This window comes from Streptomyces sp. NPDC001787, assembly GCF_040297465.1.
In the GTDB taxonomy this organism is placed as follows: domain Bacteria; phylum Actinomycetota; class Actinomycetes; order Streptomycetales; family Streptomycetaceae; genus Streptomyces.
In genome coordinates this window covers 363,253-375,165 of the sequence record NZ_JBEOZE010000006.1, presented here as the reverse complement: position 1 = coordinate 375,165, position 11,913 = coordinate 363,253, and the positions used below count along the sequence as shown (strand labels likewise).

The following is an 11,913-nucleotide window of genomic DNA, read 5'->3' as shown; positions in this document are numbered from 1 at the left end:
GACTCCCTCGGCGCGGCGGTCGGTGCCTCGCGTGCCGCGGTCGACGCCGGGTGGTACCCGCACTCCAGCCAGGTCGGGCAGACCGGCAAGTCGGTCTCCCCGCAGCTGTACATCGCCTCCGGGATCTCCGGCGCGATCCAGCACCGGGCCGGGATGCAGACCTCGAAGACGATCGTCGCGATCAACAAGGACGCCGAGGCCCCGATCTTCGACCTCGTCGACTACGGGATCGTCGGAGACCTCTTCGACGTCGTGCCCCAGCTCACCGAGGAGATCAACACCCGCAAGGCCTGACCCCCACCACACACGCAACACGCACACAGCACGCACGCAGCACAACAGCACCACCCACAGCACCACCCCGGCCGGGGCCGCACGGTGACACCCACCGCGCGGCCCCGGCCCCGTTCCCCACACCATTGACGCAGGTCCGACGGCCTCGGCGATCAGGACCTGAGGGCTCCGCGGCGGCGCTGCCAGTCGGTGACGCCGTCGCACCAGTCGTCCAGCTCCGCCCTGAAGAGAGCGGCACAGTGGTCGACGAGTTCGGCACCGAGCAGCCGTACCGGAAGCGGGGACGTGCTGAACCGGTCGAGTGCCTGCCAGGGGGTGGTGGGCAGCCGGTCCTGTTCCTTGCCCGGCGGGGGCAGCGGGAGGCCGTCCTCGATCCCCGAGAGCCCGGCGGCGAGCAACGCCGCGACGACGAGGTGGGGTTGGGCGTCGGCCCCCGGGAACCGGCATTCGAGCCGCAGGGAAGGTCCGTGACCGGCCAGCCGGACGGCGGCGGTGCGGTCGTCGGCACCCCAGCGGACCGAGGTCGGCGCGAAGTCGCCGGTGCGCAGCCGCACATAGGAGTTGACGGTCGGCGCCCAGATCGGGGTCAGGTCTCCCGCCGCCCGCAGCACTCCGGCGAGAAACGCCCCCAGGAGCGGGCTCGGGCGGCGCGGGTCGCCCCCGTCGGGTCCCAGGTTGTGGCCGTCCACGTCGTTCAGCGAGAGGTGGACATGGCAGGAGCTGCCCTGCCCCGGGCCCTCCGCCGCGAGATAGGAGGCGGTGACACCGTGGCGGGCCGCGGCCTGCCGTACGAGGGTCTGCTGGACCATCGCGTCGTCGCAGGCGGCCAGCGCGTCACGGTGACGGAGCACGATCTCGTACTGACCGGGGTGGCATTCCGCACGCGCCGACTCCACTCCCAGTGCCGCCCCGCGCAGCGTGGAACGGATCTCGCGCAGCAGGGGGGTCAGGTTCTCCGTGCCGCCCAGCGCGTAGTCGATGCCGTGGGCGGTGACGGGAGAGCCGTCGGCGCGGTGAAATGTCACCTCGTGTTCCAGGCCGACGGACGGCACGATGCCCAGCGCCTCGGCGGCGGAGAGCCTCTGCCGCAGGACGGTGCGGGGCGCGACCGTGACGGGACGGCCGTCCGGCCAGGCCGCGTCGCACACGACGTACCAGCCGCTCCCCTCCGCGAGGCCGTCTCCCGGATCGGGCTGTGGCAGCAGCGTGGCCGGGTCAGGGCGCAGGACGAGGTCGGAGTAGGTGCCGTAGTAGCGCTGGAGCTCGGGCGCCGGGGAGGTGCCGCGCTCCACGGTCCAGGCGCAGAGATAGGTGCAGGCGCCGTAGCCGTCGTCGAGCACGGACTCCAGGGCGAAGGCTCCGTCGAGGTCGACGGCGGCGAAGCGGGCGTGCGGATCGGGAGCCAGGAGGGTGATCCGCGAGGGGGCCCGCCCGGCCAGCTCCTCGCGGATGGTGGCCCCTGCCCCGGCACGGGCCGCGAGGGTGCGCGGGCCGGCGGGACGCTGCCAGAAGGCGGCGGCCGGGCGTGGGCCCGTGTTCACCAGGCGCCCTCCGGGTCGGGACCGGCCAGCGGGTTGGGTACGCGGCCGAAGCGCACGTCGAACTCCTCGTCCCGGTCGACGCGTTCGAAGCCCTCCCCCGCGAGGTGCTCCCGGTTGAGACACACCCGCTCGACGTCCGGGGCGAACAGGTCGAGGTCCGGGTAGCGCCCGGCGTCCTCGGGGAAGCGGTCGGCGTAGGCGCGGACGACCGTGCGCACCTGCTCCCACATCGCGGGACGGGAGTGGCCGAGGTCGTCGTGGGCGATCTCGGCGAGGAAGCGGATCTGGCCGGAGAAGACGGACGAGAACAGGGACTGGGCCATCAGCGGCGCCGGCCAGCGCAGCATGTCCGTGCGGGCTTCCGCCGCGAGCGTGTCGTGGACGGGAAGTTCGGTGTCGACGAGGTCGACGCCCTGGGCGAAGTCCTTGATCATGACGCGCAGCGGGCGGCCGTCCGGGTCGGTGATCAGGACGAGGTTCTGGCTGTGCGGGCAGAAGGCGACACCGTACCGGTGGAACCAGTGCAGCAACGGGGTGAGGATCAGGTCGAAGAGCCTGCCGAACCAGTCCTCGGCCGCCATGCCGGAGGTGTGGATCAGATGGGTGAGGACGCTGTCGCCGCGGTGGTCGCGGTAGGGAAGCGCGGCCAGCGACACGGCGCGCTCGCCGGGGGCGACCCGGGTCCGCAGCGGCTCGCGCCACAGGACGCCGAGCGTCTCGTGGAAGCGGTAGGGCAGCTCTTCCAGGGGGCCGAGAAGCGGGTGGGTGACGGAGACCGCGGCGACTTCGCCGAGCAGATCGAAACGGTACTCCTCGCGCAGCAGCGGGTCGCTCCCGTGGATGCCGAGCAGCCATTCGGTGACGGCGGGCCCGGCGAGGGTGGCGGCGGAGTTCAGGCCGCGGTAGACGAGGGTGTTGCGCACCGAGCAGGCGGTCTTGACGTCCCGTCGGGTGGGGTGGCTGACATTGGCCAGCGTACGGACGGTCTGGTGCGGCACATAGGTGTCGGCCGAGTCCCCGAGGTGCACCACGCGGCCCGTGGCCAGCTCGGCCGCGTAGAGGGTGCCGACGATCTCGTCCCACTGCCAGGGGTGGACCGGCATCCACACATAGTCGGCGGGGTCGGTGCCGGCGGCGGCGCTGCTGTCGGCGAGGCGCTCGGTGAACGCCCGCCGGGTGGCCTCGTCCAGTTCCTCGGCGAGCAGGGTGGCCGCGTCGAGCCCGGCCACCGAGCGGAACGCGGCCAGGTCCCGGTGGACGGCGGCCCAGCGGACGGCGAAGGCTGTACGGGCCTCGGGGGCGAGCCGGACCCGGTCGGCGGCGGAGAATCCGACCCGGCCCTTGTTGACGACGATGCGCGGGTGGCCGGGCAGATACCCCTCGGCGATGTCGTAGGGCAGGGCGGCGAGTTCGGCGGCGGTGATCGGGGCGGTGAGGCGGAGCGCCTCGTTGGAGACGGTGGCGGTCAGCTCGCCGAGGACGTCCGCGAGGCGCGTTCCGGTGAGGCCGAGGACCTGGCGGGAGTCGGTGACCAGCACGCGCGGGTCATCGGCCGAGGCGAAGGACTCCGCGCCGTCGGGACGTGCACGGTGACGGGTGACGGACTTCGGGGTGACGACCCAGCAGCGGAAGGCCCCGTGCCGGGCACGGAAGCGGTACGTGACCCCGTCCGGCAGGTCGAGCCGCCAGGCCGGGTCGCCGCCCCCGGTGACGGGGGCGGCGTCCGGGACCGGCTCGAAGAGGTACTCGTAGCTGAGTTCACCGAGCATCTTCTCGGTGATCTGCCTTCCGGCCTCCCGCCAGGTGACGGCGGCCCTGCGAGCCGCTTCGCGAGCGGACCCGGGGCCCGCCTCGTCGACGGCGGGCTGTGGCTGTGGCTGTGGGTCTATGTACGCGGTCACGGACATCCTCCGGTGGTGCCGGTAGCGGGGCTGGTGGCGTTGGCAGGACCGGCGGCGGGGCCGGTGCCGGCTGCGGGGCCGGCGGCGGCCGTGCCGGGCGTGGCACCGGGCTCGGTGGCGCCGCCATGTGCTCCGGAACGGTCCCCACCGCCGAGGCCGAACGTGGTGAAGGCGGTGCGCTCGGGCAGCGGGTAGGTGTCCTTGCCGGTCAGCGCGTTGATGATGACGGCGGAACGCCAGGCCGCGAGCCCCAGGTCGGGGCTGCCGACCCCGTGTGTGTGCTGTTCCGCGTTCTGTACGAAGACGGAGCCGCCGATCTCCCCTTTGAGCACCAGCCGCTGGGCCTCGTCGACCTGGGGGCGGCCTGCCCCGTCGCGCACGATGTGGGGGTCCAGTGCGGCGAGGAGACCGTCGACGGGCCGCTCCCGGTAGCCGGTGGCGAGGACGACGGCGTCGGTGCCGAACCGGCCCCGGGTCGCCTGCCGGCCGTGCTCGACGCGGAGTTCGATGCGCCCGCTGCCGGTGGCGACGGCACCGATGACCTCGATGCCGGGTGTCAGGGTGACATCGGGCCAGCCGCCGTCGAGACTGCGCCGGTAGAGCTCGTCGTGGATCTCGCCGAGCGTCTCCCCGCTGACACCCTTGTACAACTGCCACTGCCTCGGCAGCAGTTGATCACGTACGGTCTGCGGCAGGCCATGGAAGTAGCGGGTGTAGTCGGGCGTGAAGTGTTCCAGGCCGATCTTGCTGTACTCCATGGGGGCGAACGCCGGGGTCCGGGCGAGCCAGGTCAGCCCCTCTCCCCCGCCGGGCCGCGAACGCAGCAGGTCCAGCAGCACCTCCGCGCCGGACTGGCCGGAGCCGACGACGGTGACATGCCGGGCGGCCAGCAGCCGGTCCCGGTGGGCGAGGTAGTCGGCGGAGTGCAGCACCAGCGAGCCGGGGTCCTCGGCGAGGGCCCGCAACGGCACGGGGACGTACGGCGCCGTACCGACGCCCAGGGCGACATGGCGGGTGTGGGCGAGACCGGCCGCGAGCTCTTCGCCGTCCGGGCCGAGCCGGGTGAAGCCGACGGCGAAGGAGCCCCGTGCGGCGTCCCAGGCCACGGTGTCCACCCGGCGGCCGAAGTGGGTGGAGGCGAGCGTGCCGCTGACCCAGCGGCAGTAGCTGTCGAAATCGGAGCGCTGGATGTGGAAACGCTCGGCGAAGTAGAAGGGGAAAAGCCGCTGACGGGTCTTCAGGTAGTTGAGGTAGGACCACGGGCTGGTCGGCTCGACCAGACTCACCAGGTCGGCCAGGAAGGGGACCTGGAGCGTGGAGCCCTCGATGAGGAGGCCCGGGTGCCAGTGGAACGAGGCGCGCTGCTCGTGGAAGGCGGCACGCAGGCCGGGCACACCGTCGGCCAGTGCGGCGAGCGAGAGGTTGAAGGGCCCTACGCCCACCCCCAGCAGATCGAGGGGCTCGTTCTCCGGTCGGGGCGTCATCGGGTTCCTCCGGCTGGAAGTGCGGGGATGCCGGGCACTCCCGCTCCGCGCGGCGGCAGCGGTCCCGGAACGATGTCGTGGCGGGCGACGGCCTCGGCTAAGTCGCCGCCGCCAACGGTCCTCTGAGCCCATGTCAGGCCGCTCGCACCGTCCATGAACCGAGCAGTCGGCATGACGAATACCCTTCGGTCGAAGTGCGCGGGTGCGCGGGTGCGGGGGTGCGGGGGTGCGGGCCCCCCGGGAGGCAGCGGGAGGCCGTTCAACAGCTGCGCGGGCACGTCGCGCAGAGGCTGTCGGGGCGAATCGTGTAGTACAGACAGCAGCCCGTGCGGGTACGGGTGTACCCGCCGGCCGGGTCCGGGGAAGGACGGAAGCCCGCGCCGCCCATGTACGGAGCGGTGTTGCCCGGAAGCAGGGTGTCCGCCGCCCGGGTGGCGGAGGCCTCCTCCCCCAGATGCCGCCCCATGTGCCAGATCCCCCCGGCCAGTTGATCGGTGACCATGCCCCACAGGGCGCGCGGCCTGCGCCGCACCAGGGGCCGGAACGCGTCGAGCACCGGCCCGGTCTGGCGGGCGACGGAGGCGCGCAGTTCCGCGCGCAGGGCCTCCTCGCCGGACAGGACGCGCACACCGGGCAGATCCGCCGCGCGGTCACCGGGCAGACAGGTCAGCCCCAGGGGCCGGACGGCGAAGGCCCGGTTCTGCCACGCGTACCGGATCCGGTCCAACGGCAGCCACGGCACCCGGCGTTGCAGGTACCAGGGCCCGCTGAGCGTCAGACACGCGGTGAACAGATAGCGCTGCAGCGCCCAGGTGGCGGCCACGTCCCTCCGGGGCGGCTGCCCGTACGCCACCCGGATGCGCTCCGCCTCCGCATCCACCAGGTGTTCCACCCGCTCCGGTTCCGCGGCGATCCGGCTCCCCCGGACCCAGTCACCGGCGCCCCCGGCACCCCCGGCATCGGTACCGGTGCCGACACCACCGGTATCCCGGACCTCGTGTTCCCGTTCCTCGTCCCCGGCCGCGATGCGCACGAGGGGCGAGACCGCCTCCAGCCGTGTGTAGGCGTCCGCGACGAGGGCGGACCAGGTGGGGGTGGCGACATCCGAGGCGCTGACGAGCGGCACTGCACTTCCCGGTTCTCCGAAAGCAATGAGGTTAGGCTTACCTTATATGGCCTGGGAGGTCGGGCGACCACCGTCACCCCGGCGCCACGCCCGGCGAGTTGGGGCGCGCGGGTGCCGCCGGCCTCACGGCGTACGCCGGGCGGTCGCCGCCCGGCGCGGGGGCCGGCCCTCGCACGGCGCCCGGCGCGGAGGGATGATGCTGGTCGGAAACGACGTTGTGAGTGGATATGACCGGCCCGGACGGGACGGTGGAGATGTGGAGGCAGGACTGTGCACGGTGAGTACAAGGTTCCCGGCGGCAAGCTCGTCGTCGTGGACCTCGATGTCGAGGGCGGCGCGCTGCGCAACGTACGAGTGGCCGGGGACTTCTTCCTCGAACCCGACGAAGCCATCCTGGCCATCGACGCGGCCCTCGAAGGCGCCCCGGCCAACACCGACACCGCCGGTCTCGCGGCCCGCATCGAGGCGGCGCTGCCGGAGTCCACGGTGATGCTCGGGCTGTCCGCGGAGGGCGTCGCCGTCGCCGTCCGCCGGGCGCTGGCACAGGCCACCGAGTGGAGCGACTACGACTGGCAGCTCATCCACGAGGCCCCCCAGTCCCCCGCTCTGCACATGGCCCTGGACGAGGTCATCACCGCCGAGGTCGCGGCCGGCCACCGCCCGCCGACGCTCCGGGTCTGGGAGTGGGCCTCCCCCGCCGTGATCATCGGCAGCTTCCAGTCCCTGCGCAACGAGGTCGACCGGGAGGCCGCCGAGCGGCACGGGGTCGGCGTCGTGCGCCGTATCTCCGGCGGGGGCGCCATGTTCGTGGAGCCGGGCAACACCATCACGTACTCGCTCTCCGTCCCGGACTCCCTCGTCTCGGGCCTGTCCTTCGCGGACAGCTACGCCTACCTCGACGACTGGGTGCTCGGGGCGCTCTCCGACATGGGCATCCGGGCCTGGTACCAGCCGCTGAACGACATCGCCACGGACGCCGGAAAGATCGCGGGCGCGGCGCAGAAGCGCGTGGTGGGCCGGGAGGGTGCCGTGCTCCACCATGTGACCATGTCGTACGACATCGACGCGGACAAGATGCTGGAAGTGCTCCGGATCGGCAAGGAGAAGCTCTCCGACAAGGGCACCAAGAGCGCCAAGAAGCGCGTCGACCCGCTGCGCCGTCAGACCGGGCTGCCGCGCGAGGTCATCATCGACAACATGATCGACTCGTTCCGCAACCGGCACGGACTGACCCCCGGCAAGGTGACGGACGAGGAGATGGCCCGCGCCGAGGAACTCGTGCGCACCAAGTTCGGTACGGCCCAGTGGACGGCGCGGGTGCCGTAGCCCGCCCTCGGGAGGCGGCCCCGCTCCCGCCCCCGGCCGGCCCCCGTCCCGGCCCGCGGACGCGACCGCCCCGGCCGGGCACGGGGCCGGCCGGGGCGGGACTGCGGAACAGCGGGACGGGCGTGACCGTCAGACGAGCGTGGCGATCGCCTCGTTGAACGTCGCGGACGGGCGCATGACCGCGGCGGCCTTCGCCGGGTCGGGCTGGTAGTAGCTGCCGATGTCGACCGGCGAACCCTGCACCGCGATCAGCTCGGCGACGATGGTCTCCTCCTGCTCGGCCAGCGTCTTGGCGAGCGGCGCGAACGCCTCGGCGAGCTTGGCGTCGTCGGTCTGCCGCGCCAGCTCCTGGGCCCAGTAGAGCGCCAGGTAGAAGTGGCTGCCCCGGTTGTCGATCCCGCCGAGCTTGCGGCTGGGCGACTTGTCCTCGTTGAGGAAGGTGCCGGTGGCCCGGTCCAGGGTGTCGGCGAGGACCTGGGCACGCGCGTTGCCCGTGGTCGTGGCCAGGTGCTCGAAGCTGACCGCGAGGGCGAGGAACTCACCCAGGCTGTCCCAGCGCAGGTAGTTCTCCTTGATGAGCTGCTGGACGTGCTTGGGAGCGGAGCCACCGGCGCCGGTCTCGAACAGTCCGCCACCGTTCATCAGGGGGACGACGGAGAGCATCTTCGCGCTGGTGCCCAGTTCGAGGATGGGGAACAGGTCGGTGAGGTAGTCACGCAGCACGTTGCCGGTCACCGAGATGGTGTCCTCGCCGCGGCGGATGCGCTCCAGGGAGTACGCGGTCGCTTCCTCGGGCGTCCTGATGGAGATGTCGAGGCCGTCGGTGTCGTGGTCGGCCAGGTAGGTGGTGACCTTGGCGATGAGGTTGGCGTCGTGCGCACGGCCCTCGTCCAGCCAGAACACGGCCGGGTTGCCGGTCGCGCGGGCGCGGGTGACGGCGAGCTTGACCCAGTCCTGGATCGGCAGGTCCTTGGTCTGGCACATCCGGAAGATGTCGCCCGCCGCGACGGCCTGCTCCAGCACGACGTCGCCGTTGTCGTCGAGGACCCGCACCGAACCGGTGGTGGGGATCTCGAAGGTCTTGTCGTGGCTGCCGTACTCCTCGGCCTTCTGCGCCATCAGACCGACGTTGGGTACGGAGCCCATGGTCGACGGGTCGAAGGCGCCGTGCGCGCGGCAGTCGTCGATGACGACCTGGTAGACGCCCGCGTAGCTGCTGTCCGGCAGGACCGCCAGGGTGTCGGCCTCGTTGCCGTCCGGGCCCCACATGTGGCCGGAGGTGCGGATCATGGCCGGCATGGAGGCGTCGACGATGACGTCGCTGGGGACGTGGAGGTTGGTGATGCCCTTGTCGGAGTCGACCATCGCGAGGGCCGGGCCCTCGGCGAGCTCGGCCTCGAAGGACGCCTTGATCTCGGCGCCGACCTGCGGCACGGAGTCCAGGCCCTTGAGAATGCCGCCGAGGCCGTCGTTCGGGGTGAGACCGGCCGCGACGAGCACGTCGCCGTACTTGGCGAAGGTGTTCGGGAAGAAGGCGCGGACCACGTGGCCGAAGATGATCGGGTCGGAGACCTTCATCATCGTGGCCTTCAGGTGCACGGAGAACAGCACGTCCTCGGCCTTGGCGCGGGCGACCTGCGCGGCGAAGAACTCGCGCAGCGCGGCGACGCGCATGACGGCCGCGTCCACGACCTCGCCGGCGAGGACCGGAACGGACTCGCGCAGCACGGTGGTGGTGCCGTCGTCACCGGTGAGCTCGATGCGCAGCGAGCCGTCCTCGGCGATGACGGCGGACTTCTCGGTGGACCGGAAGTCGTCGACGCCCATGGTCGCGACGTTCGTCCTGGAGTCGGCCGTCCAGGCGCCCATGCGGTGGGGGTGCGCCTTGGCGTAGTTCTTGACCGACGCGGGGGCGCGGCGGTCGGAGTTGCCCTCGCGCAGGACGGGGTTCACCGCGCTGCCCTTGACCTTGTCGTAACGGGCGCGGACGTCCTTGTCCTCGTCGGTCTGCGGGTCGTCCGGGTAGTCCGGGAGGGCGTAGCCCTGCTCCTGGAGCTCGGCGATCGCGGCCTTCAGCTGCGGGATGGACGCCGAGATGTTCGGCAGCTTGATGATGTTGGCGCCGGGAGTCCTGGCCAGCTCACCGAGCTCGGCGAGGGCGTCATCGATACGCTGGTCGGCCTTCAGCCGCTCCGGGAAGCCGGCGATGATCCGTCCCGCCAGGGAGATGTCGCGGCTCTCCACCGTGACCCCCGCGGTCGAGGCGTAGGCCTCGACGACGGGCAGGAACGAATAGGTCGCCAGGGCAGGGGCCTCGTCGGTGTGCGTATAGATGATGGTCGAGTCAGTCACCGGGTGCTCCGCTCCACGTCTGCAACATTGCTTGACATCAAGATATCCCGTGGCCGCTCCTCTCTCCACAAGGCCCCCGTACTCGTTCCTGGCCGCCCGGCCCTTCGGCGCCTGTGTTCCAGGGCCTCCCCCGGCCGGGCGCACCGGGAACCGCTGGTCAGCCTTCCCGGACGGAGGTGACGCCGAGCGCGGCGGGGGCGGGCGGGCGGTGCTCGAACCAGCGCCGGTCGTCCTCCAGCTGGGCGGCGAGCGCGATCAGCCGTTCCTCGCTGCGGGAGGGGCCCAGGAGCTGTGCGCCCAGGGGGAGGCCGTCGCGGGTGAACCCGGCCGGAACGTTGATGCCGGGCCAGCCCAGGACGTTCCAGGGCCAGGCGTACGGGCAGGCCGCGGCCATCGTGAGGTCGGTGCGCCAGGCGCTCAGCCGGTCGAAGGTGCCGATGCGGGGCGGTGGGGCGGCCGTGGTCGGGGTGAGCAGTACGTCGAACCCGGCCCCGGAGGCGTCGAAGAGCGCGCCGATCCTGCGGTGCTGGTGCACTTCGCGGGCGCGGGCCGCTCGTACGATCCGGCCGCCGAGGCGGGTACCGGTGCGCAGGGCGCTGCGGGTGCGCGGGTCCAGGAGGGCGGGGTCGGGGTGGCGGGCGGCGAATTCGGCGATCCCGGTGGTGGCGCGGGGGACGAAGGCGAGGCCGATCAGCCCGTAGCGGGGGCGGGCCTCCTCGACGTGGTGGCCCAGGCGGGCCAGGGCCTCGGCGAGCGCGGTGACGGCCCTGCGCACCTCCGGGTCCGGGGCGGCGCGGGTGAGGGTGAGCGGGGGCCGCCAGGCGAGCGCGACGCGCAGCCGGCCCGGGTCGCGCAGCGCGGCGGCCGAGGCGCTGACGGAGGGCGGGCGGTGCGGGTCGTCCGGGTGCGCTCCGGCGACCGCGTCCAGCAGGAGCGCGGCGTCGGCGACGGTACGGGCCAGGGGGCCGTTGACGGTGAGGCCCTGGAAGGCGTCGCTGTGGGGGTGCGTGGAGATCCTGCCGCGCTGCGGTTTGATGCCGACGAGGTGGGTCCAGGCAGCGGGGATCCGGACGGAGCCCGCCCCGTCCGAGCCCAGCGCCGCAGGCACCAGCCCGGCGGCGACGGCCGCCGCGGAGCCCCCGGACGAGCCGCCCGGGGTGTGCCCGGTGTTCCAGGGGTTGCGGGTGGCGCCGAAGGCCGCGCCCTCGGTGAACGGCCACTGGCCCAGTTCGCAGGAGTTGGTCTTGCCGACCACGACGGCCCCCGCGGCACGCAGCCTGCGGACCGCCTCACTGTCGGACGCGGCCGGGGGCAGGTCGCCGTCGCAGCCGAAGTGGGTGGGCAGGCCCGCGACATCGGTGTCGTCCTTGACGGCGACCGGCACGCCGAGCAGCGGCAGCCGCTCCCCCGCCGCGAGCCGCCGGTCGGCTGCCGCGGCCTCGGCGAGCGCGGCCTCGGCCCGCAGGTGCCGGAAGGCGTTGACGGTCCCCTGCGTCGCCTCGATCCGGGCGAGACTGGCTGCGACGAGTGCGGTGGAGGTGGTGTGCCCCTCGGCCAGCAGCCGTGCGCTGTCGGCCAGACCGGGCGGCGCGTGCGCCGGTGACGGCTCCGGTGCCGGGGTCCCCGCCGGCCGGGGTGGGGTGCCCGGTCCGGTGCGCTCGGTGGGTTCGGTTGAGGACATGGGCTGCCGCCTCCCTCGTGTCCGTCGGATCCACCGGTTCTCCCGGTTCCGCCCGCACGAACTTACTGGAGGGTAACGAAGCGGGGGCCGCCCGCTCAAGCGTTTCGCACGGCGGGCCGTGCGGGAGGGGAGCACGCGAGGAGCGGGCGAGGAGCACGGGCTTCGCCCGCCGTGCGCACCGTCGCGCGCCGCGCACCGCGCGGGCGTA

8 protein-coding genes are annotated in these 11,913 nt (G+C 72.8%); 2 read left to right on the top strand and 6 right to left on the bottom strand.

What is annotated here, in order from left to right; all coding sequences use genetic code 11:
- A partial coding sequence (locus tag ABT170_RS11950) for an electron transfer flavoprotein subunit alpha/FixB family protein (protein WP_351866235.1) occupies positions 1-294 on the top strand: 294 nt, incomplete at its 5' end.
- Between the two features lie 152 nt (positions 295-446).
- Here the strand turns inward: ABT170_RS11950 and ABT170_RS11945 are convergent.
- The 4 genes from ABT170_RS11945 to ABT170_RS11930 form a co-directional block, all read right to left on the bottom strand.
- Positions 447-1,835, bottom strand: coding sequence for a glutamine synthetase family protein (locus tag ABT170_RS11945; protein ID WP_351866232.1), 1,389 nt, complete (start codon positions 1,833-1,835; stop codon positions 447-449).
- Positions 1,832-3,736 (bottom strand): IucA/IucC family protein, encoded by a 1,905-nt coding sequence (locus ABT170_RS11940; RefSeq protein WP_351866230.1) that lies wholly within the window; start codon positions 3,734-3,736, stop codon positions 1,832-1,834. Before ABT170_RS11940 ends, ABT170_RS11945 begins: the two co-directional genes overlap by 4 nt.
- Complete coding sequence (locus ABT170_RS11935; RefSeq protein WP_351866228.1) at positions 3,733-5,220, bottom strand: lysine N(6)-hydroxylase/L-ornithine N(5)-oxygenase family protein; 1,488 nt, start codon at positions 5,218-5,220, stop codon at positions 3,733-3,735. The genes ABT170_RS11940 and ABT170_RS11935 overlap by 4 nt, the downstream gene beginning before the upstream one ends.
- Positions 5,221-5,479: 259 nt before the next feature.
- Positions 5,480-6,346: a (2Fe-2S)-binding protein gene (locus tag ABT170_RS11930; protein WP_329944985.1), complete on the bottom strand. Its 867-nt coding sequence runs from the start codon at positions 6,344-6,346 to the stop codon at positions 5,480-5,482.
- A gap of 270 nt (positions 6,347-6,616) precedes the next feature.
- Between ABT170_RS11930 and lplAB the strand changes: the two genes are divergently transcribed.
- Entirely contained in the window at positions 6,617-7,672 is a 1,056-nt protein-coding gene (gene lplAB / locus ABT170_RS11925; RefSeq protein ID WP_351866224.1) for a lipoate-protein ligase LplAB, read from the top strand.
- Between the two features lie 129 nt (positions 7,673-7,801).
- Here the strand turns inward: lplAB and ABT170_RS11920 are convergent, their stop codons facing one another.
- Both ABT170_RS11920 and ABT170_RS11915 read right to left on the bottom strand, forming a co-directional pair.
- The gene (locus tag ABT170_RS11920) at positions 7,802-10,024 is read right to left on the bottom strand and encodes an NADP-dependent isocitrate dehydrogenase (protein ID WP_329944983.1); all 2,223 of its coding nucleotides are present in this window, start codon (positions 10,022-10,024) and stop codon (positions 7,802-7,804) included.
- Between the two features lie 157 nt (positions 10,025-10,181).
- Positions 10,182-11,705: an amidase gene (locus ABT170_RS11915; protein WP_351866221.1), complete on the bottom strand. Its 1,524-nt coding sequence runs from the start codon at positions 11,703-11,705 to the stop codon at positions 10,182-10,184.
- Positions 11,706-11,913: the final 208 nt, after the last annotated feature.